Annotated in this window: 24 protein-coding genes and 1 pseudogene; 14 read left to right on the forward strand and 11 right to left on the reverse strand. The window is 61.0% G+C overall.

Going from position 1 to position 24,841, the window contains the following annotated elements; genetic code table 11:
* Window positions 1-2: 2 nt before the first annotated feature.
* A complete protein-coding gene (gene murJ / locus HTT03_RS00720; RefSeq protein ID WP_174857966.1) occupies window positions 3-1,544 on the forward strand; it encodes a murein biosynthesis integral membrane protein MurJ in 1,542 nt (513 codons plus the stop codon).
* Here the strand turns inward: murJ and HTT03_RS00725 are convergent.
* On the reverse strand, window positions 1,541-2,227 hold the full coding sequence (locus HTT03_RS00725) for a rhomboid family intramembrane serine protease (RefSeq protein WP_174857967.1): 687 nt from the start codon (window positions 2,225-2,227) through the stop codon (window positions 1,541-1,543). The genes murJ and HTT03_RS00725 overlap by 4 nt on opposite strands.
* Window positions 2,228-2,301: 74 nt before the next feature.
* Here HTT03_RS00725 and trpS point away from each other — a divergent pair, with 74 nt between their 5' ends.
* The 4 genes from trpS (at window position 2,302) to HTT03_RS00745 (ending at window position 6,053) form a co-directional block, all read left to right on the forward strand.
* On the forward strand, window positions 2,302-3,321 hold the full coding sequence (gene trpS / locus HTT03_RS00730; protein ID WP_174857968.1) for a tryptophan--tRNA ligase: 1,020 nt from the start codon (window positions 2,302-2,304) through the stop codon (window positions 3,319-3,321).
* A gap of 318 nt (window positions 3,322-3,639) precedes the next feature.
* Window positions 3,640-4,746: a class II histone deacetylase gene (locus tag HTT03_RS00735; RefSeq protein ID WP_174857969.1), complete on the forward strand. Its 1,107-nt coding sequence runs from the start codon at window positions 3,640-3,642 to the stop codon at window positions 4,744-4,746.
* A 9-nt stretch (window positions 4,747-4,755) separates the two neighbouring features.
* Window positions 4,756-5,328 carry a nitroreductase family protein gene (locus HTT03_RS00740; RefSeq protein ID WP_174857970.1) on the forward strand — a complete coding sequence of 191 codons (573 nt, stop codon included), beginning with the start codon at window positions 4,756-4,758 and terminating at the stop codon, window positions 5,326-5,328.
* Entirely contained in the window at window positions 5,319-6,053 is a 735-nt protein-coding gene (locus HTT03_RS00745; RefSeq protein WP_174857971.1) for an EI24 domain-containing protein, read from the forward strand. Before HTT03_RS00740 ends, HTT03_RS00745 begins: the two co-directional genes overlap by 10 nt.
* Here HTT03_RS00745 and HTT03_RS00750 read toward each other — a convergent pair.
* Together HTT03_RS00750 and mce are read right to left on the reverse strand one after the other, a co-directional pair.
* Window positions 5,986-6,279 carry a DUF1467 family protein gene (locus HTT03_RS00750; RefSeq protein ID WP_174857972.1) on the reverse strand — a complete coding sequence of 98 codons (294 nt, stop codon included), beginning with the start codon at window positions 6,277-6,279 and terminating at the stop codon, window positions 5,986-5,988. The genes HTT03_RS00745 and HTT03_RS00750 overlap by 68 nt on opposite strands.
* Before the next feature lie 2 nt (window positions 6,280-6,281).
* Window positions 6,282-6,686: a methylmalonyl-CoA epimerase gene (gene mce / locus HTT03_RS00755; RefSeq protein WP_174857973.1), complete on the reverse strand. Its 405-nt coding sequence runs from the start codon at window positions 6,684-6,686 to the stop codon at window positions 6,282-6,284.
* 126 nt (window positions 6,687-6,812) lie between these two features.
* On the opposite strand from mce, the gene HTT03_RS00760 reads away from it, so the two are divergent.
* The 3 genes from HTT03_RS00760 to HTT03_RS00770 all read left to right on the forward strand — a co-directional run bounded on the left by HTT03_RS00760 (window position 6,813) and on the right by HTT03_RS00770 (window position 8,466).
* Window positions 6,813-7,532, forward strand: a complete 720-nt coding sequence (locus tag HTT03_RS00760) for a response regulator (RefSeq protein ID WP_174858005.1) — start codon at window positions 6,813-6,815, stop codon at window positions 7,530-7,532.
* 221 nt (window positions 7,533-7,753) lie between these two features.
* The gene (locus tag HTT03_RS00765; RefSeq protein ID WP_174857974.1) at window positions 7,754-7,930 is read left to right on the forward strand and encodes a hypothetical protein; all 177 of its coding nucleotides are present in this window, start codon (window positions 7,754-7,756) and stop codon (window positions 7,928-7,930) included.
* Between the two features lie 59 nt (window positions 7,931-7,989).
* On the forward strand, window positions 7,990-8,466 hold the full coding sequence (locus HTT03_RS00770; protein ID WP_174857975.1) for a hemerythrin domain-containing protein: 477 nt from the start codon (window positions 7,990-7,992) through the stop codon (window positions 8,464-8,466).
* Between the two features lie 76 nt (window positions 8,467-8,542).
* Here HTT03_RS00770 and aspS read toward each other — a convergent pair whose 3' ends face one another.
* From aspS to HTT03_RS00805, 7 genes are all read right to left on the reverse strand, one after another.
* On the reverse strand, window positions 8,543-10,318 hold the full coding sequence (gene aspS, locus HTT03_RS00775) for an aspartate--tRNA ligase (protein WP_174857976.1): 1,776 nt from the start codon (window positions 10,316-10,318) through the stop codon (window positions 8,543-8,545).
* A 141-nt stretch (window positions 10,319-10,459) separates the two neighbouring features.
* Window positions 10,460-11,218, reverse strand: coding sequence for an SDR family NAD(P)-dependent oxidoreductase (locus HTT03_RS00780; RefSeq protein ID WP_425506270.1), 759 nt, complete (start codon window positions 11,216-11,218; stop codon window positions 10,460-10,462).
* A gap of 29 nt (window positions 11,219-11,247) precedes the next feature.
* Window positions 11,248-12,870, reverse strand: a complete 1,623-nt coding sequence (locus HTT03_RS00785) for an ABC transporter ATP-binding protein (RefSeq protein WP_174857978.1) — start codon at window positions 12,868-12,870, stop codon at window positions 11,248-11,250.
* The gene (locus HTT03_RS00790; protein WP_217482689.1) at window positions 12,867-13,706 is read right to left on the reverse strand and encodes an ABC transporter permease; all 840 of its coding nucleotides are present in this window, start codon (window positions 13,704-13,706) and stop codon (window positions 12,867-12,869) included. Before HTT03_RS00790 ends, HTT03_RS00785 begins: the two co-directional genes overlap by 4 nt.
* Window positions 13,703-14,674: an ABC transporter permease subunit gene (locus tag HTT03_RS00795; RefSeq protein WP_174857979.1), complete on the reverse strand. Its 972-nt coding sequence runs from the start codon at window positions 14,672-14,674 to the stop codon at window positions 13,703-13,705. Before HTT03_RS00795 ends, HTT03_RS00790 begins: the two co-directional genes overlap by 4 nt.
* A 75-nt stretch (window positions 14,675-14,749) precedes the next feature.
* Window positions 14,750-16,324 (reverse strand): ABC transporter substrate-binding protein, encoded by a 1,575-nt coding sequence (locus tag HTT03_RS00800; protein ID WP_174857980.1) that lies wholly within the window; start codon window positions 16,322-16,324, stop codon window positions 14,750-14,752.
* Window positions 16,325-16,417: 93 nt separating this feature from the next.
* Window positions 16,418-17,077, reverse strand: a complete 660-nt coding sequence (locus HTT03_RS00805) for a GntR family transcriptional regulator (protein ID WP_246253312.1) — start codon at window positions 17,075-17,077, stop codon at window positions 16,418-16,420.
* A gap of 123 nt (window positions 17,078-17,200) precedes the next feature.
* Here HTT03_RS00805 and HTT03_RS00810 point away from each other — a divergent pair, with 123 nt between their 5' ends.
* Genes HTT03_RS00810 through HTT03_RS00825 form a run of 4 tightly spaced genes read left to right on the forward strand, consistent with a single transcriptional unit; the run spans window position 17,201 to window position 22,205 of the window.
* Window positions 17,201-18,229 (forward strand): histone deacetylase family protein, encoded by a 1,029-nt coding sequence (locus HTT03_RS00810; RefSeq protein WP_174857981.1) that lies wholly within the window; start codon window positions 17,201-17,203, stop codon window positions 18,227-18,229.
* The gene (locus tag HTT03_RS00815; RefSeq protein ID WP_174857982.1) at window positions 18,226-19,788 is read left to right on the forward strand and encodes an acetolactate synthase large subunit; all 1,563 of its coding nucleotides are present in this window, start codon (window positions 18,226-18,228) and stop codon (window positions 19,786-19,788) included. The genes HTT03_RS00810 and HTT03_RS00815 overlap by 4 nt, the downstream gene beginning before the upstream one ends.
* Window positions 19,789-19,806: 18 nt before the next feature.
* Window positions 19,807-21,096 (forward strand): ArgE/DapE family deacylase, encoded by a 1,290-nt coding sequence (locus tag HTT03_RS00820; RefSeq protein WP_174857983.1) that lies wholly within the window; start codon window positions 19,807-19,809, stop codon window positions 21,094-21,096.
* On the forward strand, window positions 21,093-22,205 hold the full coding sequence (locus HTT03_RS00825) for a phosphotransferase (protein WP_174857984.1): 1,113 nt from the start codon (window positions 21,093-21,095) through the stop codon (window positions 22,203-22,205). Before HTT03_RS00820 ends, HTT03_RS00825 begins: the two co-directional genes overlap by 4 nt.
* Window positions 22,206-22,822: 617 nt before the next feature.
* On the opposite strand, the pseudogene HTT03_RS00830 reads toward HTT03_RS00825, so the two are convergent.
* Window positions 22,823-22,919, reverse strand: a pseudogene (locus HTT03_RS00830).
* Window positions 22,920-23,025: 106 nt separating this feature from the next.
* On the opposite strand from HTT03_RS00830, the gene HTT03_RS00835 reads away from it, so the two are divergent.
* A complete protein-coding gene (locus HTT03_RS00835; RefSeq protein WP_174857985.1) occupies window positions 23,026-23,532 on the forward strand; it encodes an aminotransferase class III-fold pyridoxal phosphate-dependent enzyme in 507 nt (168 codons plus the stop codon).
* 65 nt (window positions 23,533-23,597) lie between these two features.
* Window positions 23,598-24,827, forward strand: a complete 1,230-nt coding sequence (locus HTT03_RS00840; RefSeq protein ID WP_174857986.1) for an MFS transporter — start codon at window positions 23,598-23,600, stop codon at window positions 24,825-24,827.
* Window positions 24,828-24,841 lie beyond the last annotated feature (14 nt).

The following is a 24,841-nucleotide window of genomic DNA, read 5'->3' on the forward strand; positions in this document are numbered from 1 at the left end:
CGATGAAACCTATCCGTCTTATGTCCGGCTTTTTCACTGTCGGTGTCTGGACCTTACTCAGCCGCGTGCTCGGCTTTCTGCGCGAAGTGCTGCTGCTCTCCTTGATCGGCCCCGGCCCGGTGATGGACGCCTTCGTGGCCGCCTTCCGCCTGCCCAATATGTTCCGCCGCTTCTTCGCCGAAGGTGCGTTCAACGCAGCCTTCGTGCCGATGTTCGCCAAAAAGCTGGAGGGTGAGGAAGGCGCCGGCACCTTTGCCCGCGATGCCTTTAACGGGCTGGCGATGGTGGTTCTGGTGCTGACGGCTCTTGGCATGATCTTCATGCCCGGTCTGGTTTGGCTGACCGCCGAAGGCTTTACCGGCGACGAACGTTTTGACCTGACGGTGGGCTTTGGCCGGATCACCTTCCCCTATATCCTCTGCATGTCGCTGGCCGCGCTGTTCTCGGGCATCCTGAACGCCACAGGCCGCTTTGCCGTGGCCGCCGCCGCGCCTGTCTTGCTGAACATCTTTGTCATCGCGGCCATGAGCATTGCGGCCTTCATAGGCGGCGAAGTCGCACTTTGGCTGGTCTGGTCGATCCCGTTGGCAGGTGTAGCGCAACTGGCGCTGACATGGCGTGCGGCAGCGGAGGCAGGTTTCGCGCTGCGCCCCTCGCGCCCGCGCTGGACCCCCGACATGCGCGCCATGATTATGATCGCCCTGCCCGCCGCCTTGGCCTCCGGCGTGATGCAGATCAACCTTGTGGTCGGGCAGCTAGTCGCCAGCCAATATGAAAAAGCCGTCTCTTGGCTCTTCGCCGCCGACCGGCTGTACCAACTGCCGCTGGGTGTGGTGGGCATCGCAGTAGGCATTGTGCTGCTGCCTGACCTGTCGCGCCGCCTGCGGGCGGGTGACGACGACGGCGCGCAAACCGCGCTCAGCCGCGCCGCAGAAATTTCGCTCGCGCTGACGATCCCCTCAGCCGTGGCGCTAATCGTTATCCCCTTCGCGCTGGTCACTGTCCTGTTCGAACGCGGGGCCTCTAATGTCGATGACACCGCCGCCATCGCCACAGCGGTAATGGTCTATGGCCTTGGCCTGCCCGCCTTTGTGCTGCAGAAAATCCTGCAGCCCGTCTATTTCGCCCGCGAAGACACCCGCCGCCCGTTCCACTTCGCCGTGGTCGCCATGGTGGTGAACGCCGCCCTCGCCGTCGGGCTCGCCCCTTGGGTCGGCTGGCTCGCCCCCGCCATCGCCGCGACGCTTGCAGGCTGGACCATGTTCGCCTGCCTCGCTATCGGCGCAAGGCGCTACGGCGCGGCGGCCAAGTTCGATGCGCGGTTCCACAAACGCATCTGGCGTATTCTCTTCGCCTCCGCAGCAATGGGCGGCGCGCTCTGGCTGGGCAACGCCGCACTACAGCCGATGCTAGGCCTGCCATGGTGGCGCGGGCTGGCGCTGGTCTTGCTGATCGCGATTGGCGCTGTCAGCTACTTTGGCATCGGCCAGCTCATTGGGGCCTTCCGCCTGTCCGAGTTCAAGGGCGCGATGCGGCGCGGTTAACGCTGCTGCAACCGCGCCCTCAGCCGCGCCCACTCACCGGGCGCGAGCAGAAAGCTCAGGCCAAAGCCACAAAAGAACCCAGCCAGTTCCGCCACCCACAACAGGCCCGCTTCAAAGAAAATGCCCCAGAACAGCTGCAAGCCCATCAACAGCGCAATCAAGGTAAACGCCTGATACTGGGGCTCGCCCGACCCAATCAGCCGCCGCCACATGACAAAACTATACCCGCCAATCAGCCCGTAAACATTGGGATAGGCCCCGGCCAGCCAGACCGGATCATTGAGCAGCGCCCCATAGGCCAGCGCGCCACCCACGCCCGAAAGCACAAATATCACCACAAAGGCCACCTGCCCCATCGCCTCGGCCACCATCTTGCCCAAGGCCAAGAGCAACACCACGGCAAAGATCGCATGGGTGAAGCCCAGATGAATGAACGGATAGGTCACAAAGCGCCAGATATGCTCAACGGGGTACTGCCCCGCGCCGATCATCGCGTCAAAGATCAACCCCGAAAACCCATAGTCGCGCACCAGCCCCAGCCGCCAACCTACGGCACCGGGGCCCCCAACCAGCCCGGCTTCGGCCAGGGAAAGCACCACCTCGACCCCAGCGATGGCCAGAAAAAGCAGGACAACCGCAGGCGGCAGAGGATTCACGGGGGGCTGAAGATCAGGGTCTTGCATGGGCGCTCCTTGACGGGGTTCGCGGCCAGAAGTAAGCCTGCCGCGCAAGACTTTCCAGCCCAGAGGTACGTTCCATGTCAGAGAACCAGTTCACCCCGCGCGTGTTTTCCGGCATTCAGCCCTCAGGCGACCTGCATCTGGGCAACTATCTCGGCGCGCTCAAACGCTTTGCCGATGCACAAGAACAGGGCGTGCAGTCGATCTACTGCATGGTCGACCTACATGCGATCACCGTCTGGCAAGACCCGGCGGACCTGAAGAAAAGCACACGCGAGCTCTGCGCCGGATTCATCGCCGCAGGCATCGATCCGGAAAAATCCATCCTGATCAACCAAAGCCAAGTGCCTGAACACGCGCAACTGGCATGGGTGTTCAACTGCGTCGCCCGCATGGGCTGGATGGGCCGTATGACGCAATGGAAGGACAAGGCCGGCAAAAACGCCGAAGCCGCCTCCCTTGGCCTATTCGCCTACCCCGCCCTGATGGCCGCCGACATCCTGATCTACCACGCCACCCATGTCCCGGTGGGCGAGGACCAGAAACAGCACCTCGAACTCACCCGCGACATCGCGGCGAAATTTAACCACGACTATGACGTCGATTTCTTCCCCTTGGTCGAGCCGGTGATCGAAGGCGCCGCCACCCGCGTCATGTCCCTGCGCGATGGCAGCAAGAAGATGTCAAAGTCCGACCCTTCTCCCGCGAGCCGGATCAACCTGACCGACGACGCCGACACCATTGCCAAGAAGATCCGCAAAGCCAAGACCGATCCAGACGCGCTGCCGTCCGAAGCCGACGGCCTCAAGGACCGCCCCGAAGCGCGCAACCTCGTGAACATCTACGCAGCCCTCAGCGACCAAACCGTCGATCAAGTGCTTGCCGAAGTCGGCGGCCAGCAATTCGGCACATTCAAACCCGCCCTCGCAGACCTTGCCGTAGCAAAAATGGGCCCCATCACAGCCGAGATGTCTCGCTTAATGGCCGATGAGGTCGAGATCGACCGCATCCTTGCCCGCGGCGCCGAACAAGCCCGCGAGATCACGGCCCCGATCCTCAAACGCACCTATGAAATCATCGGCATGGTCGGCGCTTAGGCGCCGCCATCGTCTGCAGCTTTCAAAATCGCAGACGCCGCGCAACCTGCCGCCCCTCCACAGACGCTGAACGCATCCTATTACGCGCCCTCGCCCTTCCCTTCATCCTTTCTTAAATACCGCTGCGCAACCTGCGGCCTCCTCCACAGACGCGGAACGCATCCCATTACGCACCTCCGCCCTTCCCTTCATCCTTTCTTAAATACCGCTGCGCAACCTGCGCCCCCAAACACCACACCCGCGTTCTATCCCGCCCGCCCCATGGACAATCCTTCGCCCCTGCGCCAGTTTCCCTTCGAACAACGACGGGGGAATACAATGGCCACAGGCTTTTACTGGGACGAATCCTGCTTTTGGCACGCAGGGGGGAACTATGTTTTCACCCTACCAGCGGGCGGGCTGGTGCAGCCCATGGCCGCCGGTGGCCTGCCCGAAAATCCCGAGACAAAACGACGGCTGAAAAATCTGCTCGATGTGACCGGTCTTTTGGCAGAGTTGCAAACCAGCAGCGCCGCGCCTGCGAGCTATGAGGCCTTGGCGCGCATTCACCCAGAAAGCTATCTGAAAGAGTTCAAACGCCTGTCAGACAATGGCGGTGGCGAGTTGGGCCGCTGTGTGCCCTTTGGCAAAGGCGGGTTTGAGCTGGCCGCGCTTTCTGCCGGTCTCGCGATTGCTGCGGTGGACGCGGTAGCGACAGGAGCGCTGGACAACGCCTATGCGCTCAGCCGCCCGCCAGGGCATCACTGTCTGCCGGATGATCCCAACGGTTTTTGTCTGCTCGCAAATATCCCCGTTGCGATTGAGGCCGCACAGGCCAAAGGTCTGGCGAAACGTTTGGTGGTGTTGGATTGGGACGTGCATCACGGTAATGGCACTGAAGCGATCTACTATGACCGTGACGATGTGCTGACGATCTCGCTGCACCAGCAGGGGAACTACCCGCTCGACACCGGCGCGCTGGAGGATCGCGGGCGCGGCGCGGGTGAGGGTTATAACCTCAATCTGCCGATGCACGCAGGGTCGGGCCATACCGCCTATCTCCATGCGATGGATCGGGTGGTGATCCCGGCGATTGAGGCCTTCAACCCCGACATGATCATCGTCGCCTGCGGCTATGACGCGGCCATTATTGATCCGCTCGCCCGGATGCAGGCCACGGCTGAAACCTTTGCCGAGATGACCCGCCGCATCCGCGAGACTGCGGCAAAGCTGTGCGGCGGCAAGCTGGTGATGGTGCATGAAGGCGGCTATTCTGAGGCCTATGTTCCCTTTTGCGGTCATGCCACTATTGCTGCATTGGCTGACAGCAAAACCACGGCCCCCGATCCACTGGCGCGGTCCTTTAATATCCGCCAACCCGCGCCCGATTTTGATGCCTTTCTGCGCCAGTCAATTGACGATATGGCGCGGCAACTGGTCTTATAGGTGACTGTTATGCCCACTGCCGATCCCGCTGCCCTCGCCTTTCTGCAAAGCCGCCGCTCGCGCCCTGCAAAAACACTCTGCCCGCCGGTGCCTGATGCTGAAGAGTTGCGTCCTTTGCTGACCGCTGCCGCACGCACACCGGACCACGGCAAGCTTGAGCCTTGGCGGTTCATCGTCATCGACAAAGCGGCGATGGCGCGTATGGCCCGCCTTGTTGACGCACGTGGCGCGGCGCTTGGCCTGCCAGACACCGACATCGCCAAGGGCCGTAGCCAGTTCGATCAGGGGCATCTTGCGGTGGCCGTGATCGAGGTGCAAAAACCCTCGCCCAAGATCCCGCCCCTTGAGCAGACCTACTCTGCGGGTGCTGTCTGTCTGGCGCTGCTTAACGCCGCATTGGCGGCGGGCTGGGGGGCCAATTGGCTGACCGGCTGGCCGAGCCATGACCGCGGCTTTATGGAAGAGGGTCTCGCGCTGGAACCGCATGAGCGCATCGCGGGCATCATCCATATCGGCACCGAAACCACCGCCCCACCCGAGCGCCCGCGCCCGGACATCGACCGGATCGCCACATGGCTCTAGGGGTCATCCTGCGGTCCTTCACGGGTGCGCTCGGCCAATTAGGCGACAGCCGCTTTCGGCGGGTGCTGCTGCTCGGCGTGGGCCTTTCACTGGCGCTGCTGATCGCGGCAACGGCAGGCTTTGCCTATCTGGTGGGCTGGATCACCCCCGAAAACGCCACACTGCCCGGTTTGGGCGAGGTCCATTGGCTCGATGATGTACTCAGCTGGGGCGCCTTGCTGCTGTTGCTGGGGCTTTCGGTGTTTCTGATGATCCCGGTCGCCTCTGCGATATCATCCATGTTTTTGGATGATGTGGCCGATGCTGTAGAGGAAGTGCATTACCCGGCCCTGCCCGCAGCCCACCGTTTGAGCTTGGGCGATTCCATACGCGATGCGGTCAACTTCCTTGGCGTGCTGGTTGGGGCGAACCTGCTGGCGCTTGTTCTCTACCTGCTTTTCACCCCCGCCGCGCCTTTTATCTTCTGGGGGCTGAACGGCTTTCTGCTGGGCCGAGAGTATTTCACCCTCGCCGCCCTACGCCGCCATGACCGGGCTGAGGCAAAACGCCTGCGCCGCCGTCATGCCGGTACGATCTGGATGGCGGGGGTGCTGATGGCGGTGCCGCTGTCGGTGCCGCTCATCAACCTATTGGTGCCGATCTTAGGCGCGGCGACCTTTACCCACCTGTACCATGCCCTGGTGCCGCATTCGGATGCAGCCAGCCTTCGATATCCGCAACGGTGATCCAGCCCGACAGGATGATCGTGGCGCAGATCGCCCAGAGGATCACAGCAATAAGCGTGGTCCAAAGCGCTTTACGCCCCAGATGATGATGCTCCGGCGCGCCTGCATGGGTGCCGGGCACAACCGCGCCAAGGTCCCCTTGGGTCTGCACACGGATGGGCAGCGCGATCATAAATGTCATGGACCAGATGACGGCAAAGAGAACCAGCCCTGAAACGATACCCATGCTCAGACCTCCTCAAGCTCGACGAGCGCGCCATTGAAGTCTTTAGGATGCAGGAACAACACCGGCTTGCCATGGGCGCCGATCTTAGGCTCACCATTGCCCAGCACCCGCGCGCCGGTGGATTTCAGATGGTCCCGCGCAGCGATGATGTCATCGACCTCATAGCAAATGTGGTGGATGCCCCCGGCCGGGTTCTTCTCAAGAAAGCCGTTGATTGGGCTGTCATCGCCCAAAGGATGCAACAATTCGATCTTGGTGTTTGGCAGTTCGATAAAGATCACGGTGACGCCGTGATCTGGCTCTTCCTGCGGCGCCCCCACCTTGGCGCCAAGCGCGTAGCGATACTGTTCCGCCGCCGCGTCGAGGTCCGGCACCGCGATGGCCACGTGGTTAAGACGTCCGATCATTCTGGGTTCTCCTGCTGAGTTGGCCGCAATATGCCCCCCGATCCGCTGAACGACAATGCGTCACGTTAACGCGTCGTTAGGCAACGCGGCGTAACCATGGCAACGCGGATGCTGTTGGAGGTGATCATGGACGATATCGACCCTTTTGCGAAAACAACCCCTGCCCCTACGGCAGCGCGGCCCCTCTTGGGCCTGACCATTCTGGTGGTCGAAGACAGCCGCTTCGCTTGTGAGGCGTTGCGGCTGCTTTGTCTGCGGTCCGGGGCGCGTATCCGCCGGGCCGACTGTTTGCGCTCGGCGCGGCGCCATTTGCAGGTGTACCGCCCCTCGGTCGCGCTCGTCGATCTTGGTTTGCCCGATGGCAGCGGGCTTGATTTGATCGCAGAACTGACGCAAAGCCAGCCGCGAATCGAGGCGATTATTGCCATTTCCGGCGATAGCCATATGGAACCGGACGCCCGGGCAGCTGGGGTCGATGGGTTCTTGGCCAAACCGATCACCTCGCTCTCGTCTTTTCAAGAGGCGATCCTATCGACCCTGCCCAGCCACCGCCGCCCCATGGGGCCGCGTGTGCTGCCGGATGAGATCGTGGCACCCGACCGGATCGCCTATCAGGACGATATGGCCCATATCGCGGATGTGCTGGAAGACCCACCTGATGAACACGCGCTCGATTACGTTGCGCAATTTCTCTGCGGGGTGGCGCGTGCGGCAGATGATAACGTGCTAGAGGCCGCGGCGCGGGCTTTGGCCCATAAGCGGGCACTTGGACAGCCCGCAAGTTCGGAGACTGCGGCACTGGCCGGCATGATCCAACATCGGCTTTCAGAGAAAATGGCGATCTAACAGAGGGGGGCGTTTGTCGCCCCCTCCCGGTTTTGAAGCGGTCAGGAGAACCCCGCTCTTGGATATACACCTAGGGCAGGCGCATTTTCAGCGGCGTCGCCGTGCAACCGCCTTTGCCCCAAAACAAACACCGCGAAAGAAACGAAACCACCCCACATTCACGCCACATTCAGCATCCATCTTTATGTTGCCTGTAAAGGACCGGCGGAATGGGGTGGGATATGAGCCAGACAAAAGAGCGAGAGCAAGCCTTAGCCGAGTCGAAACCGGTCGATTGGATCGTGCTCAGCGCCAATGCCTTCGGACTTTTCGTGGTAATACTGGCAGCGCTCCACGCCAAGGCGGGTGGCATCATCCAAGAGGTGGCAAGCTCCGCCCCAAGCGGCGCGATCTTCTAGCGGGGGAACTGGCAGCAGGCTTTGGCGTTATCTTAAAAGAACCACCAAAGGATATTGCAATGCCCTCCATTTACGATGCGATCAAAGACGATCACGACGATCACCGCGCCCTGCTCAACACCATTGCCGACACCGAAGGCGACAGCGCCGAGCGCCGCGAGGCTTGGGACAAATTTTACAACGACGTGAAATCCCATGCGGCGGCGGAAGAAGAAACCTTTTATTCCAAACTGATGTCGGAAACCTGGGGTCAGGACCACGCCCGCCATTCGGTGCATGAGCACCAGCAGCTTGATGACCTGATGGAAGAGTTGCGAGAGACCGATATGTCCTCATCCGCATGGCTCACCACGTTCAAGAAGTTGAAACACGACTACGAACATCACATGGACGAGGAAGAAGAAGAGCTGTTTGCCCGCGCCAAGAAGGTGATCGGTGAAGAGGACAACGATAAGTTTGGCGAGGCTTTTCTCAAGCGCAAGGACAAGGAAGCCAAACTGATCGAAAAAAAGCGCGAAGACAGTTTGGAAGACTAATCACGACACACAAACAAAAAACGCACCGGCCTTCGCCGGTGCGTTTTTCATCTCTGCCGGCCCGAAGGGCGAGCGCTTAGTCTTGTGGGATCACCCGCAGACCCAACTCCATCAACTGATCGCTCGTTGGCTCGCTTGGGGCGTCCATCATCAGATCTTCGGCGCGCTGGTTCATCGGGAAGAGGATAACCTCGCGGATGTTGGCCTCTTCCGCCAGCAGCATCACGATCCGGTCGATACCAGCCGCGCAACCGCCGTGGGGCGGAGCGCCGTATTGGAATGCGTTAACCATACCGCCAAAGCGCTTGCGGACCTCGTCCTCGCCGTAGCCCGCAATCTCGAAGGCTTTGAACATGATCTCGGGCTTGTGGTTCCGGATCGCACCAGACACCAGCTCATAACCATTACAGGCAAGGTCATACTGATAACCAAGCACCTCCAACGGATCGCCTTGCAACGCTTCCATCCCACCTTGGGGCATGGAGAAGGGGTTGTGCTCAAAGTCGATCTTGCCGGTCTCTTCGTCTTTTTCGTAGATCGGGAAATCTACGATCCATGCGAAAGCGAAACGGTCCTTGTCGGTCAGGCCCAGTTCTTCGCCGATCACATTCCGCGCGCGGCCTGCGACGGATTCAAACGATTTCGGTTTACCGCCGAGGAAGAAGGCCGCATCGCCCACCTCAAGGCCAAGCTGCTGGCGGATCGCCTCGGTGCGCTCAGGGCCAATGTTCTTGGCCAAGGGGCCAGCCGCTTCCATGCCGTTGCCCTGATCGCGCCAGAAGATATAGCCCATGCCAGGCAGCCCTTCTTTTTGCGCGAAAGCGTTCATGCGGTCACAGAACTTGCGGCTGCCGCCTGTCGGTGCGGGAATGGCGCGGATTTCGGTGCCCTCCTGCTCCAGCAGTTTGGCGAAGATCGCAAAGCCGGAATCGCGGAAATGCTCGGAGACCACCTGCATCTTGATCGGGTTGCGCAGGTCGGGCTTGTCAGAGCCATACCACAGCGCCGCGTCTTTGTAGGAAATCTGCTCCCAAGTCTCGTCGACTTTCTTGCCGCCACCGAACTCTTCGAAAATACCCGCGATCACCGGCTGGATCGTGTCGAAAACGTCCTGCTGGGTGACAAAGGACATCTCCATGTCAAGCTGGTAGAAATCGGTGGGCGAACGGTCGGCACGCGGGTCTTCGTCGCGGAAGCAGGGCGCGATCTGGAAATATTTGTCAAAGCCCGAGACCATGAGCAGCTGTTTGAACTGCTGCGGGGCCTGCGGCAGGGCGTAGAACTTGCCCGGATGCAGCCGCGAAGGCACGAGAAAATCACGCGCGCCTTCGGGGGAGGAAGCCGTGATGATCGGCGTCTGGAACTCGCGGAAGTTCTGGTCCCACATGCGCTTGCGGATCGACGCCACGACGTCCGAGCGCAGGGTCATGTTCTGCTGCATCTTTTCGCGGCGCAGGTCGAGGTAGCGGTAGCGCAGGCGGGTTTCCTCGGGGTATTCTTGATCGCCAAAGACTTGCAGCGGCAGTTCGGCCGCAGCACCCAGCACTTCGATGTCGCGGGCGTAGACTTCGATCTCACCCGTCGGCAGCTTGGGGTTTACCAGACTTTCGTCGCGTGCCTTGACCGTCCCGTCGATGCGCACACACCATTCCGCACGCACCTTTTCCATCTCGGCAAAGGCCGGGCTGTCGGGGTCGCAAATCACTTGGGTGATGCCGTAATGATCGCGCAGATCGAGGAAAAGAACGCCGCCGTGATCTCGCACCCGGTGAACCCAGCCGGACAGACGAACGTTGTCGCCTTTGTTCTCAAGGCTCAAATCGGCACAGGTATGGCTGCGATAGGCGTGCATGATGGTCCCTTCCTAGGGCTAATTCTGGTTTCGCGCAGGTACACATTTTGCGGCTACGGAAGTCAAGTGTGCGCTGCCAATAACGCCACGCCGAGCAGCAAAAACGCCGGTATTAGAGCATCCAAAGGGGCATTTCGGCCCTCAGACGTGTTGACCGCCGTTCACTTCAATCTCCGTGCCAGAGACATAAGAGCTCGCGTCGGTGCAGAGAAAATAGATCGCGCGGGCGACTTCTTCGGGCTGGCCCAAGCGGCGCAGCGGCACGGTTTCGACGATCTTATCAGTCCCCTCGCTCAGAATCGCGGTTTCAACCTCGCCGGGGGCCACGGCATTGACCCGAACGCCGAGCGGCCCGAAATCATGCGCCATTTCGCGGGTCAGCGCGGCCAGTGCGGCCTTGGAAGTGGCATAGGCAGCGCCCGCAAAGGGATGCACCCTCGATCCCGCAATGGAGGTCACATTCACGACCGAACCGCGGCCAAGGGACAATTCATCGCGCAACCCACGCGCAAGGACCACGGAGGCAAAGAAATTGACGTGAAAGACTTCGCCCCAGACCCGCAGATCGGTGTCGAGCGTGTTGAGCCGACCGCCGTTCGCGTCTTTCGGCGAAATGCCCGCGTTATTGACCAGCGCATGCAGCGGTTGCCCGTTCAGCAATCCCTTGATCCGCTCAACCGCATCAATCGTCTTGTTAGGATCGCTCAGATCGACCTGCACATGATCCTGCGCCCCGCCCGGCCAAGGACATTCGGGCGAGAATGCCTGCCGCGAGCAGCCGATAACGCGCCAGCCATTCTCTGCAAAGGTTTTCGCCGTGGCATGGCCGATGCCCCGGCTTGCTCCTGTCAATAGAAGCGTCTTTTGGCCCTGCGCCATATTGCTCATCTGATGTTCCATCTTTGGCGTGAGACTTGATAACTCGCGCCCTATTCGGCTTGAGCCAAGGCGCGTTCATATTCCTGTCCCGGAATAGCGTCGAGCAGGCTGCGCGTATAGGCGGTATCGGGGTCGTGCAGCACTTTGCTGACCGGTCCCGCTTCGACGATCTGGCCCTTTTGCATGACGATGATCCGGTCGCAAATCCGGGCCGCCACGCGCAGGTCATGGGTGATAAAGAGCATCGAGAGATTGAGCCGGGTTTTCAACTCAGCCAGCAGGTCGAGCACCTGCGCCTGAATGGAGACGTCCAGCGCCGAGACAGCCTCATCCGCGATGATGATCGAAGGCTCCAGCGCTAGCGCGCGGGCGATGCCGATCCGCTGCCGTTGCCCGCCCGAAAACTCATGCGGGAAGCGTTTCATCGCGCTTTCGTCCAGCCCGACCAGTTCGAGCAACTCACGCGCCTTGGCCTTGGCCTCTTTCTCGGGCGTGCCATAGGCGATCAGCCCTTCGGTGAGGATACGCGACACACGGGCGCGCGGGTTGAGCGAGGAAAACGGGTCTTGGAAGATCATCTGCAACTTACGCCGCTGCGCGCGCAGGTCTGCGCCTGACATATCTGCGATATCTACGCCATCCATCAGCACCCGGCCCCCATCAGGGTCCAGCAGCCGCACCAGACAGCGCCCGACAGTAGATTTGCCCGACCCGGACTCTCCAACGATACCAATGGTTTCACCTGCGTAGAGGTCAAAGCTCACGTCTTGGACGGCCTTCACCACCCGGCGCTTGCCAAAGAGCGTGCCAGAGCCGGTCGAGAAGGTCTTTTGCAGCCCTTCGACTTTCAGCAGCGGTTTGCGTTCGACTTGCTCAGGCGCGTCGGTCTGGGTCAACCGGGGGATCGCGTCGATCAGGGCGCGGGTGTAGGGGTGCTGGGGTTTGAGCAGCACCTCCTGGGCCGGGCCAGCCTCGACGATCTCGCCCTTTTTCATGACGATCACCCGATCGGCGATATCGGCCACCACGCCAAAGTCATGGGTGATGAAAATCACCGCCATGCCGCGTTTGCGCCGCAGGTCTTCGATCAGTTTGAGTATCTGCGCCTGCGTGGTCACATCGAGCGCGGTGGTCGGCTCATCTGCGATGAGAATATCCGGCTCCAGCGCCAAGGCCATGGCGATCATCACCCGCTGGCGCTGTCCGCCCGACAGTTGGAACGGATAAGCCCGGATCGCCGCTTCGGGATCAGGAATGCCCACTTCCTCTAGCAGTTTCAGCGCCCGCGCCCGACGCTCGGCTCCGGTGAGCGCGCCATGGGCCTCGAACACCTCCGCGATCTGCGCACCGACACGCATCAGCGGGTTTAGCGCGCTGAGCGGTTCTTGGAAGATCATCGAGATGCGGCTGCCGCGCAGCTTCAGCATTTCTTTCTCGGACAGGCCAAGGATCGACTGGCCGTCAAATGTGATGCTGCCTTTGTCAGGCCGAACCCCCTGCGGCAGCAGCCCCATCACCGCATTGGCGGACATGGATTTGCCCGACCCACTTTCGCCAACGATGCAGAGGATTTCGCCCGGGGCGAGGTCGAAATTGATGTCCTTCGCAGCATAGAGCCTATCGGCCCCCACCGGCAGAGCGATGGACAGGTCACGGATGCTAAGCAGGGTCATTCGGATTTCCTCGTCAATCGCGGGTTCAGCGCGTCGTTCAGGCCTTCGCCGATCAAGTTCAGCGCCAGCACGGTCAAAAGGATCGCCATGCCCGGCAGGAAGGACAGCCACCATGCGGTGCGGATCACGGTGCGCGCGGCCCCGATCATATAGCCCCAAGACATGATGTTCGGATCGCCCAGCCCCAGAAAGGACAGCGAGCTTTCCAGCAAGATCGCCTGCGCCACCATGAGCGAGGCCAGCACGATGATCGGCGGCAGCGCGTTGGGCAGGATGTGGCGGGTGATGATCTGGAGGTTGCCCAGACCCGACAGGCTCGCCGCCTCGACAAACTCACGGGTTCTGAGCGACAGCACCTCGCCCCGCACCAGACGCGCCACCGGGGGCCATGACACGATAGAGATCGCGATGATCACAAAAGTCAGGCTGGGCTGAAAAATCGCCAGAAGCACGATTGCTAAGGCGAAACTGGGGATGGTCTGGAAGAACTCGGTAAAGCGCATGAGCGCGTCGTCGATCCGACCGGCGAAATACCCCGCCGCAGCCCCCACTGGCACGCCGATGGCCAGCGCCACAATGGTTGAGACCAGCCCGACCAGCAGGCTCACGTAAGCCCCATGGGCCAGCCCCGCCAGAACGTCGCGGCCAAGCGCATCGGTGCCCAAAAGCAAGCCGTCTTGCGTGAATGGCGGCAGGAAGGGACGCTGCACCATTTTCCATGGGCTTTGCGGGAAGAGGATGGGCGCAAGGACGGCGGCGACAATCACAAAGGTCAGGATCACCAGACCAATGACCGCGCCACGGTTATAGCTGAAACGTTTCCAAAAGCTCATCATGTCGTCAGCCTTATCCGCGGATCAACAATGACATAGATGACATCCGTGATCAGATTGAACAGCAGCACCATGGCCGCCGAGATGTAAAAGACCCCGAGGATCACGTTGTAATCCCGCTGGTTGATCGCCTCGAACATCAGCCGCCCGATGCCGGGCCAGGCAAAGACCGTCTCGGTCAGGATGGCCCCGCCAAAGATTTGCCCGGCCTGAAGCCCGGCGAGCGTGATCACCGGCAAGAGCGCGTTGCGCAGGATGTGCCGCCGCTGGATCACACCGCGGGTCAGCCCCTTTGCGCGGGCCGTTTTAACGAAATCGAGCCGGGAGACTTCGAGCATCGAAGCCCGCGTCATGCGCATGTAGATCGCTGTAAAGAACAGCCCCAGAGTGGTAGCCGGGAGCACGAGGTGTTTGGCCACATCCAGCACATGAGCCATGCCCGTATAGCCCGCCCCGATGGTGGAATAGCCAAAACCCGGCAGCCATTCGAGCCAGACAGAAAAGACCAGCGTTGCCATCAGCGCCACCCAGAACAGCGGCGTGGCATAGAACAGCAGCGCGAAGGTCGAGATGATCGTGTCACCCCACCGCCCCTGCCGGGCGGAGGCCGCGACACCGGCGGTCACGCCCAGCACCAGCGACAGCACAAAGGCCACGCCAGTCAGCAAAAGAGTCGCTGGCAAGCGGTCGCCGATCATCTCGGCCACCGGCATCTGCTGGCGGAAGGAATAGCCCAGATCAAGCTGCACCGCGCCTTTGATATAAAGCCACAACTGCATGTAGAGCGGTTGGTCCAACCCGAAACGCGCCCGCAGGTCTGCAAGGAATTTCTCGTCCGCCGCCCCGGCTTCGCCCGCCATGACCGCCGCAGGGTCACCCGGTGCCGCATGGATCAGCAGGAAATTGAAGACAAGGATCGCCAGCAGGATAAACACTGCCTTGATCAACCTGCCCAATATGAAACGTATCACGCTATCCGCCCCGTTTTGTTCTAAATTGCGCCCGAGCCGCCAAAACGGCTCGGGCCTTGAGCGTTGTCGCTCTTTTTATCTGTCGATCCAGACGTCACGGAAACCGTCGTTCACGCCAAAGGCGGTGTTGACGGGGTTCTTGATGTCGCAGCGGTAGATCGTGGGGAAGCCCAGTTCCAAAAGCCAGATGTTGGGCACATCTTCGACGATTTTGTCTTGGATTTCCTTATAGGCCGCCTTGCGCTCTTCGGGGCTGGCCATCAACGCCGCTTCGGCGAACAGTCTGTCCGTCTCAGGGTTTTGATAGTTCGCCACGTTGTTCCAAGGCGAACCGGGGGCGGCATTGTCACCCATATAGGTCCGGGACACGCCGAGCGCCGGATCGCCGTATTGGTACAGATAGGAAAAGGCGAGATCATAGTCGCGGTCCGCGACCTTCTGGTTCCAGCCCGCCACGTCCGACGGCACGATCTCGGTCTTCATGCCGATCTCGCTCAGGTTCTGTTTGACCGCCTCGGCCCAGCGCTGCCAAGTCTCCCCATAGGGCAGACCCAGAATACGGATGGTTTCGCCATCATAGCTGCTTTCTTCGAGCAACGCTTTGGCCTTTTCCGGATCATAGGAGATGTCCGGCGTGTCTCCGTCATAGAAACGGGTGGAGGAGGACAGCGGGCCGGTGGCGATTTTGCCCAACCCGTTCCACAGTGCGTCTTTGGCGAACTGGCGGTCAACAGCGTGCATGATCGCCTTGCGCACCTTCACATCGTCAAGCGGCTTGTTGTCGTTGTTCACCCACATCCAAGACAGCGGGCCGAAGTATTCCCAGCCCTTGTCAGTGATGCAGGTGTTGTCCATCGCCTGAATACGCGCCACGTCGAAGTTCTCAACCGAGCCGCCGGGCAGCACGTCAACCTTGCCGGTCTCATAGGCCACGGCGCGCGAGGCGGCATCGGGGATCACGTGGTAATAGACTTCGTCAACGTAGGGCTTGCCCTCCATATAGTAGTCTTCGTTCTTCACCAGATGGATGAAGCTGCCCTTTTCCCATTTGTCGAACTTGAAGGGGCCGGTGCCGATGGGCGTGTTGTTCGCCTCATTGTTCGCGAAATCCGTGCCTTCGTAGATGTGCTTTGGGATCATCGGCGCGGTGCCGGGCTCAAAGATGCCAATGAAGGGGCCGAAGGGCTGCTTAAGGTTAAAAACAACCGTGTGGTCATCCGGCGTCTCAATGCTTTCGACATGCTCCATATAGGTGCGCATCCGCGAATGGCTTTCGCGCAGGAACTTATCCATGGAGAATTCAACATCCTCCGAGGTGAAAGGCTCCCCATCATGGAACACCACACCTTCGCGCAGTTTGAAGGTATAGGTCTTGCCGTCTTCCGAAATCTCCCAAGATTCCGCCAACTGCCCTTCGGGCTTCAGATTAAAATCATAGCGCAGCAGGCTTTCATAGATATCGCCGCCGACCATCTGTGTCGGGCCGTTCTGCACAAGGCCGAGCATCAAGCTGGGCGGTTCTGGCTGGATCACGACGTTCAGCGTGCCGCCGGATTTCGGCGCGCCCTCTTGTGCGGCCAGCGGACCGGCAAGTGCCAGCGCCAGAACGGCTGCGGTTAGTTTGGTGGTTTTCAGCATGTAAATCCCCATTGGTTTTCAGTTAAATTTCGTTCCGCGAAGTCCGATCTTGCGTCGGCTCTTTCGGGTGGTGCGATCCCGCGTGATGGGCAGAGGTTGGAGCGCTCATTCATCTGCGGTGAACGTTTCAATGTATCTGATGATCCCCTCCTTTGCGTCATCTATGTCTGCGCGCATTTCCGCGGCAGCGGCCGCGGGATCGCGATTCTCACAGGCTGCAATAATGGCCTGATGATGTCGAACCAGTCCGACTTTCTCGCGCGCGTAATACCCGGCAATCAGTGGCCCCATGCGCAACCAAAGACCGCTGAGAATCGACAGCAAGATGGGCATCTCCGCAGCTTCGGCCAGCGCGAAGTGGAACTCCTGATTGTATTTCACCGCCTGCGGCCAACGCCCTGCAAGGGCTGCGGTCTCATTGCGCTCAACGATCTTTTTAAGGTGACGGATTTCCTTGGGGCCAACCATCTCGGCGGCACGGCCTGCGGCGAAACCCTCCAGCTCGCGGCGGATGCTTGCGATTTCCAGATATTGCGGCTTGGTCAGAACTGGCACGCGCACATCGCGCACGCTGCGCTGCACCAACGCCTCATCCCGCAAAAGCCGCTGCACCGCATCGCGCACCGGGGTCGAACTGGTGCCAAGGCGCTCTGACAAACCGCGAATTGTGACCTTTTCATTGGGACAAAGCTTGCCTTCGACCAAGTCCTGACAGACCCGATCATAAATCGCATCGCCCAATGAAACTTGACTGATCTCGGCCATCGCGCCCTCGTTCTTACTGGTCAAACCGCGACCAGTTTTGATGCATGATGCATCATTTCTATTGAGCCTGCAAATTAAAACTGCAATGCTCCGCCGCAACAGCATCAGACCACAGGGAATGTGATGAAAGTCTTTTTCGACGAACGCCAGCTTGGCCACGCACCAACCCACTACTTCCGGCGCGGCGCGGCGATGCCGCATCAAGAACAGCCACAACGTGCTGAAATTCTACGCGATATGTTAATCGGCGAAGGGTTTGAGATCACCAAGCCGCAAGACCACGGCATTGCCCCCATCAAGGCCGTGCACAACCCCGATTACGTGGACTTCCTGCCTGACGCCCATGCGCGTTTCGTCGAAAGCGCGGGCCCCGATGCGCTAGCGATTCCCACAATGCACCCCGGCGTGCGGCGCGGGAAAGAACCGAAGGACATTCACGGCCAGTTGGGCTGGTGGATGACGGACACTTCAACCCCGCTGACCGAAGGCTCTTGGGATGCCGCCTATTGGTCGGCCCAAACCGCAGTGGAAGCCGCTGAAACCGTGGCGGCAGGTGCGCGTGCGACTTATGCGCTGTGCCGTCCGCCCGGCCACCACGCGATGCGCGATTGCTCGAACGGGTTTTGCTTTTTTAACAATGCCTGCATCGCGGCGCATCACCTGACCCAAACCTACAAGAAGGTCGCCTTGATCGACGTGGACGTGCATACGGGCAATGGCTCGCTCGACATCCTTTATGAACGCGGCGACATCTTCTTCTGCTCGCTCCACCCCGACCCGGCGACCTATCCCACTTTCTACCTCGGCCACGCCGATGAAACCGGAGAGGGCGAAGGCGCGGGCAAATCGTTGAACCTGCTGCTGGAACAGGGGGCGAGCCAGGACGATGTGCTGGCGTTGCTCGATAAAGGCATTGCCGCGATCCGCGACTTTGGGGCCGAGGCGCTGGTGGTTTCACTGGGCTTTGACATGGCTGCTGATGATCCGCTCGCAGCTGTGAACGTCTACCCCGATGGTTTTGCCGAAATGGCGCGGCGCTTGGCGGCGCTGAACCTGCCCACGGCGCTGGTGCAGGAGGGCGGCTATCTTGGCCCCTCCTTGGCCGACAACGCCAAAGCCTTTCTCACGACATTCCGCGAGGCCACAGCATGAGCGAGACACCTAAAGAGATGAACGGTGCCGAGAGCGTCGTGCGCAGCCTGCACGCGGGCGGGGTGGAGGTTTGTTTCGCCAATCCCGGCACGTCTGAGATGCAGTTTGTCGACGCGCTGGACCGCACCAAACTGATGCGTTGTGTCTTGGGCTTGTTCGAAGGCGTGGTGACGGGCGCTGCGGATGGCTATGCGCGTATGGCCGGGAAGCCAGCGGTGACCCTACTGCACCTCGCGCCCGGCTTTGCCAATGCCGCAGCCAACCTGCACAACGCCCGCAAGGCACGGGTGCCAATGGTGAAACTTGTGGGCGACCACGCGCTGCGCCACCAGAAATACGACGCCCCTCTGTCGGCAGATGTCGAAGGCGCCTGCGCGCCCTTTAGCGACTGGGTCCGTTCGGGCCGTGATGCGGGCAGTTTTGCCGCCGATGCGATGACAGCGCTCGCTGTGGCGCAAAGCAAACCGGGCAAGATCGCCACGCTCATCGCCCCTGCCGATATCGGTTGGGACGCGGGCGGCAAGATGGCTGAGGCCGTCGCCCCCGCCGCCCCTGCCCCTTTGGATGAACGCGCCCTCAACGCGGCAATCAACGCACTGGAAAGCGGCGAGAAAACCGTTCTGCTGGTCGGCAGCGCTGTGCTGGAAAACCAAGAAACCATGGCCTTGCTGCACGGCATCGCGGAAAAGACCGGGGCCGACATCCTCGCCCCAACCTCGAACCGCCGTCTAGAGCGGGGTCAGGGACGCTTCACAGTCAGGAAGATTCCCTACCCGATCGACGCGGCGCTTCAGTGTCTTGCCCCCTACAGCCGCGCGATCCTGATCGAAACCCCGCCCCCCGTTGCCTTTTTCGCCTATCCCGGCAAGCCGAGCCTGCTGTTGCCGGTCGACTGCCATACCGTCACACTGGCGGCGGTTGATGGTGACGGGTCTGAAGCCATCGCCGCTCTGGCGGATCGGATCGGCGCGAAAGCCACCACGCCGCCTCAGCACAACCGGCCCGCGGCCCCGCAGGCGGGTGGCATCAGCTTGCAAAACCTCGGGGCCGCACTGGCGAACGCGCTGCCCGAAGACGCAATCGTGGTGGATGAGGCGGTGTCCTCCGGCGGGGCCACTTTCCCTGCCGGTGACAGTGCCGCGCCGAACTCTTGGCTCGCGATCACTGGCGGATCGATCGGCATCGGCATCCCGCTCTCCGCCGGGGCGGCCATCGCTTGCCCGGAGCGCCCGGTGATCACACTGCAAGCGGATGGCTCGGCCATGTACACCATCCAAGGGCTCTGGACCCAAGCGCGCGAGAACTCCAACGTCACCACGATCATCCTTGCCAACCAGTCTTATGAGATCCTCAAGGGTGAGTTGCACAACGTCGGCGCCCAGCCCGGCCCCGACGCGCTGAGCATGCTCAACCTTGACCGCCCCGAGCTGGACTTTGTGGCCATGGCCAAGGGCATGGGCGTGCCGGGCAAACGGGTTGAGGACATTGCCGACCTGATGCGCACCATCGAGGAGGCCGCGAAAGAGCCGGGCCCCTTCCTCATCGAAGCGATGCTATAACCTCTGAAAGGACACGACATGACCCTCGATCCTGATCTGAAATCCCGCATCCTTCAGGCTGTCGAAGACGGTTTTGATGAGCAAGTGCGCTTTACCCAGCAGTTGGTGCAGACCCCCTCCCTGCGCGGGCATGAACATGCGATCCAAGACCTGCTGTTTCGCAGTTTGCAGAGCCGTGGTTACGCGATGGACCGGTTCAAGATGGACCGCGCCGCGATTGAGGCGCATCCCGGCGGCTCGAAATATTCGGACGATCATTCAGACGCGCCTATCGTCGTGGGCATCCACCGCCCGCGCAACGAGGCTGGCCGCTCACTGATCCTGCAATCCCATCTCGACGTGGTCCCCGAGGGGCTGCACGACATGTGGGACGACCCGCCCTTTTCGGCCAAGATCGACGGCGATTGGATGTATGGCCGGGGCGCGGGCGATATGAAAGCGGGTGCTGCGGCGAATATCTTTGCGCTCGACGCGCTACGCCGCATCGGGCTGCAACCGGCGGCCACCGTCTATGTGCAGTCCGTGGTGGAGGAAGAATCCACCGGCAACGGCGCGCTCCAGACCTTCCTGCAAGGCTATACCGCCGATGCGGTCTTTATCCCCGAGCCGGAAGAGGAAATGCTGGTCCGCGCCAATACCGGGGTCATCTGGTTTCAGGTGCAGGTGCGCGGCGTGCCGGTCCATGTGCGCGAAATGGGCGAAGGGGCAAACGCCATCGATGCGGCCTCCCGCGTCGTTACCGCCCTGCGCGAGATGGAGGCGGAGTGGAACGCCGAAAAAGGCCAACACCCCCATTTCGAAGACGAAGCCCATCCGATCAACCTCAACATCGGCAAGATCGAAGGCGGCGACTGGGCATCCTCCGTGCCGTCATGGTGCAATATCGATTGCCGCGTTTCGATCTACCCGGGCCGCAGCGCCGAAGATGCCGCGCGCGAAATCACCGAGCAGGTCAAAGCCTTTGCCCAAAGCGACAACTTCCTTTCGAACAACCCGCCCAAGGTGGTGTTCAACGGCTTTCACGCCGAAGGCTATGTGCTGGAACCGGGCAGCGACGCCGAGGCCGTTCTGGAACGCGCCCATGAGAGCGCCATCGGCGCCCCGCTGCAATCCTTCATGTCACCGAGCTATCTCGATACGCGGGTCTATGCGCTGTACAACAAAATCCCCGCGCTCTGCTACGGGCCGAAATCGCGCAACATCCACGGGATCAATGAATCCGTGAGCCTCAGTTCGGTGAAGAAGATCACCCAAGCCATGGCGCTGTTCATCGCCGAATGGTGCGGGACTGAGGATGTCGCACCATGACGCAGGCCGAAACCGCCTTGTCGGATGGCCTGCCGCCGTTTCTGACCAGCGCGGCGGTCAGCGCACCCCCGGCTGACGCTGACCTGCTCGCGCAGGCCTCCCCCGCCATTGATACCGCACTGGCAGCCGAGATCGCACAGCGCCACTATGGTATCTCCGGCGAGGTCAAAACGCTCACCGCCGAAAAGGACGCGAACTTTCTTCTGCGTCTGCCTTCGGGTGATGCGGCTTTGCTCAAGATCACCAATGCGGCCGAGGACCGCGCGGTGACCGACATGCAAACCGCAGCCCTGATGCATCTGGCCGCGACCGACCCCAGCCTGCCCGTCCAGCGCATCTGTCGCAGTTTGAACGGGAACGCCTGCGAAATCGCACAGGCGCGGGACGGTCAAAGCCATGTGGTGCGGCTGATGACATTTCTCGAAGGCACGGTCCTGAGCAATGCCACGCCCCGCGCCGGTCTCTTTCATGCTCTGGGCGATTTTCATGCGCGGGTCACCCTTGGCCTGCGCGGATTTTTCCACCCCGCCGCCGGGCATTTCCTGCAATGGGACATCAAACAGGCGGCCCATCTGCGCCCCATGCTTAGCGCCGTGCAAGACCCAGACCTGCGCGCGCAACTGGACGTTATCCTCAATCGGTTCGACGCTGAGGTCGCCCCCCGTTTGCCCCATCTGCGTGCGCAGGTCGTCCATAACGACTTCAACCCGCACAACCTGTTGGTCGATGGGGTTGAGGCCACGCGTCCCGTAGGCCTGATTGATTTCGGTGATATGGTGCACACCCCGATTGTCTGTGACCTCGCCGTGGCCTGCTCCTATCATATCGCAGAGGGCAGCGATCCGCTCGGCGCGATGTGCGAGATGGTGGCGGGCTATGCCGCCCGACTGCCGTTGGAGGCGGAGGAAATTGCCCTGCTGCCACTGCTGATCCGTCTGCGCCATGCCACCACATTGGCCATCGGCGCCACCCGCGCAGAGCGTTACTGCGAGAACGCGGATTATATCCTGCGCAATGCCGCCGCCGCCGAACGCGGGCTGGCGGCCCTGAACACTCTCGGCGATGAGGCCGCGATCACCGCCCTGCACAACGCCGCGCAGAAGGAATGACCCCATGAGCATGATCAACGCCTATGACACCAGCCGCAGCACGGCGCTTGACACCGATGACAAAGCGCTGATTGACCGTCGCGCCAAGGCGCTCGGCCCGGCGTATCGTTTGTTCTATGAAAAGCCGCTGCATATTCAGCGCGGTAAAGGCGTCTGGCTTTGGGACAAGGACGGGCGTAAGTATCTGGACGCCTATAACAATGTCGCCTCGGTCGGCCATTGCCACCCGCATGTGGTGCAGGCCATCACCGCGCAATTGGGCGTCCTGAACACCCACACCCGCTATCTGCATGAAGGGGTTGTGACCTATGCCGAGCGGCTACTGGCCACGATGCCAGATGCGCTTGGTCATGCGATGTTTACCTGCACCGGGTCCGAGGCCAATGACATCGCTCTGCGCATCGCCCGCAGCTATACCGGGCGGCAGGGTGTAATTATCACCCGGCTGGCCTATCATGGTCTGACCGAAGCGGTGGCCGAATTGTCCCCCTCGTTGGGCGATTTCACGCCGCGCGGACCACGGATTCGCTTGATCGACGCGCCTGACAGTCTGCGCATTCCTGCCGCCGATCAGGGGGCAAAGCTTGCCGCTGATCTGGCCCGCGCCATTGCGCAGATGCGGGCGGACGGTATCGAACCTGCCGCCTTTATCGTCGATACGATCTTTTCCAGCGATGGGCTGCACCCCGGCCCGGCAGGGTTCCTACAGCCCGCCGTCGATCTGATCCGTGCCGAAGGCGGTCTGTTTATCGCTGATGAAGTCCAAGCTGGATTTGCCCGGACCGGAGAGACCTTCTGGGGCTTTCAGCGGCACGGGCTGGTGCCGGACATTGTTACGATGGGCAAACCCATGGGCAACGGCTTTCCGGTGGCAGGCGCGGCAATGCGGCCGGAACTGGTTAAAGAGTTTGGTGAGAAAGGTCGCTACTTCAATACCTTCGGCGGCAACCCGGTGGCAGCAGCGGCGGGCATGGCGGTGCTTGATGTGATTGAGGGCGAAGGCTTGCAGGACCATGCGCTAAAGATGGGCGCTGTTTTGAAGGAAGGGCTGGAAAACATCGCGGCAAAACACCCTGTGATCGGTGATGTGCGCGGCACAGGGCTGTTCTGGGCGGTGGAATGTGTGACATCGCGCGAGACGAACCAACCCGACGCGGCCTGTGCCTCTTTCGTGGTCAACCACCTGCGTAACAATGGCGTTTTGATCAGCGCAACAGGTCCGGGGGCTAATATTCTGAAAATCCGCCCGCCCCTTGTGCTACAAGAGGAGGAAGCGCAGTTCTTCGTCGACGCTGTCGCTGCGGCCTTTGCCGCCGCGCCTCAATAAACCCAACTCAGACGCGCGCTTCGCCCACACGCTGTACTTTAGATTTCATCCAAGGCAGACCTGCTATGACCACCGCCCTTTCTCAACCTGCATACCGCTGGGTCATCGTGACCGCTTCGGCCTGCATCCTCGCTGTTGCTATGGGGGCAATTGTAAACGGCATGTCGGCCTTCATCGTGCCGATGCATGACACCTTTGGCTGGGGGCGCGGCGATACGACGTTAATCAACCTCTTTGGCATTCTTGGCCTATCTTTTGGCGGGCTGATCATGGGGCCACTAGCTGACCGTCACGGCACGCGACCCGTTGTCTTGTTTGGGTCGGTCATGCTGGGCCTATGCTATCTGCTGGCCTCGACACTTACGGCGCTTTGGCAGTTCTATTTGCTGTTCTTCGTCGCCGGATTTCTCGGCGCCGGTGCCATTTTTCCGCCCATCATGGCGGCTGTCGGCAACTGGTTCGCCGTGGGTGCCGGTGTCGCGATTGGGATCGCGTCGGCGGGACAGGCACTGGGCCAAGGTGGCGTGCCTTTCGTGTCGTCGATATTGATCACCTCCTTCGGCATCGACGGCGCTTTCGCGGCGACGGGTGTGTTTATATTGGTGACGCTGGTGCCGCTGAGCTTCCTGCTGCGCCAGCCGCCTGCCGTCGCCACCGGTACCAACGGTGGCGCTCAGCCCCCCTCAGAAACCTATCTGCCAAGCAAAGTGGTCATCGTGCATCTTAGCGCCGCGATCATACTGTGCTGCACCTGTATGGCAGTCCCGCTGATGCATCTTGTGCCGCTGATCCAAGACCGAGGCTTTGCGCCCGACCAAGCTGGCAGTGTGATTTTCGTCATGTTGCTGGTCGCGATCATCGGGCGGCTTGGCTTTGGCAAACTGGCCGATGTGATCGGCGCCCTGCCCGCCTATATGACAGCGACAGCTTGGATGACCGCGCTTGTCTTTGGCTTTGTGCTGATCGAGACATTGCAGGTTTTCTACATCTATGCGGTGATTTACGGGTTCGGTTATGCAGGCGTCATGACCGGGGTCCTTGCGTCCATCCGTGCGCTTGTTGCGCCCCATAACCGGGGCTTTGCCTTTGGCATTGTCACCATGTTCGGGTGGTTCGGCCATGCGATCGGCGGCTATCAGGCCGGAGCGCTCTACGATCTGACAGGGAACTATACCGCATCCTATGCCGTCGCGGGGGCCGTAGGTCTGTTGAACCTGGTGATCGTCAGCCATCTGCTGCGGCTTTGGCGTCAGGAAAGACGTCAGGCGCAGGGTGAGGCAGCGCCGGTGTATTAAAGTTTGCAGGGGGA

Source organism: Sulfitobacter maritimus, assembly GCF_013346665.1.
In the GTDB taxonomy this organism is placed as follows: domain Bacteria; phylum Pseudomonadota; class Alphaproteobacteria; order Rhodobacterales; family Rhodobacteraceae; genus Sulfitobacter; species Sulfitobacter maritimus.

Coding starts and splice junctions, on each gene's coding strand:
- murJ (WP_174857966.1), top strand. CDS start 3: ATGAAACCTATCCGTCTTATGTCCGGCTTTTTCACTGTCGGTGTCTGG.
- HTT03_RS00725 (WP_174857967.1), bottom strand. CDS start 2,227: ATGCAAGACCCTGATCTTCAGCCCCCCGTGAATCCTCTGCCGCCTGCG.
- trpS (WP_174857968.1), top strand. CDS start 2,302: ATGTCAGAGAACCAGTTCACCCCGCGCGTGTTTTCCGGCATTCAGCCC.
- HTT03_RS00735 (WP_174857969.1), top strand. CDS start 3,640: ATGGCCACAGGCTTTTACTGGGACGAATCCTGCTTTTGGCACGCAGGG.
- HTT03_RS00740 (WP_174857970.1), top strand. CDS start 4,756: ATGCCCACTGCCGATCCCGCTGCCCTCGCCTTTCTGCAAAGCCGCCGC.
- HTT03_RS00745 (WP_174857971.1), top strand. CDS start 5,319: ATGGCTCTAGGGGTCATCCTGCGGTCCTTCACGGGTGCGCTCGGCCAA.
- HTT03_RS00750 (WP_174857972.1), bottom strand. CDS start 6,279: ATGGGTATCGTTTCAGGGCTGGTTCTCTTTGCCGTCATCTGGTCCATG.
- mce (WP_174857973.1), bottom strand. CDS start 6,686: ATGATCGGACGTCTTAACCACGTGGCCATCGCGGTGCCGGACCTCGAC.
- HTT03_RS00760 (WP_174858005.1), top strand. CDS start 6,813: ATGGACGATATCGACCCTTTTGCGAAAACAACCCCTGCCCCTACGGCA.
- HTT03_RS00765 (WP_174857974.1), top strand. CDS start 7,754: ATGAGCCAGACAAAAGAGCGAGAGCAAGCCTTAGCCGAGTCGAAACCG.
- HTT03_RS00770 (WP_174857975.1), top strand. CDS start 7,990: ATGCCCTCCATTTACGATGCGATCAAAGACGATCACGACGATCACCGC.
- aspS (WP_174857976.1), bottom strand. CDS start 10,318: ATGCACGCCTATCGCAGCCATACCTGTGCCGATTTGAGCCTTGAGAAC.
- HTT03_RS00780 (WP_425506270.1), bottom strand. CDS start 11,218: ATGGAACATCAGATGAGCAATATGGCGCAGGGCCAAAAGACGCTTCTA.
- HTT03_RS00785 (WP_174857978.1), bottom strand. CDS start 12,870: ATGACCCTGCTTAGCATCCGTGACCTGTCCATCGCTCTGCCGGTGGGG.
- HTT03_RS00790 (WP_217482689.1), bottom strand. CDS start 13,706: ATGATGAGCTTTTGGAAACGTTTCAGCTATAACCGTGGCGCGGTCATT.
- HTT03_RS00800 (WP_174857980.1), bottom strand. CDS start 16,324: ATGGGGATTTACATGCTGAAAACCACCAAACTAACCGCAGCCGTTCTG.
- HTT03_RS00805 (WP_246253312.1), bottom strand. CDS start 17,077: ATGGCCGAGATCAGTCAAGTTTCATTGGGCGATGCGATTTATGATCGG.
- HTT03_RS00810 (WP_174857981.1), top strand. CDS start 17,201: ATGAAAGTCTTTTTCGACGAACGCCAGCTTGGCCACGCACCAACCCAC.
- HTT03_RS00815 (WP_174857982.1), top strand. CDS start 18,226: ATGAGCGAGACACCTAAAGAGATGAACGGTGCCGAGAGCGTCGTGCGC.
- HTT03_RS00820 (WP_174857983.1), top strand. CDS start 19,807: ATGACCCTCGATCCTGATCTGAAATCCCGCATCCTTCAGGCTGTCGAA.
- HTT03_RS00825 (WP_174857984.1), top strand. CDS start 21,093: ATGACGCAGGCCGAAACCGCCTTGTCGGATGGCCTGCCGCCGTTTCTG.
- HTT03_RS00840 (WP_174857986.1), top strand. CDS start 23,598: ATGACCACCGCCCTTTCTCAACCTGCATACCGCTGGGTCATCGTGACC.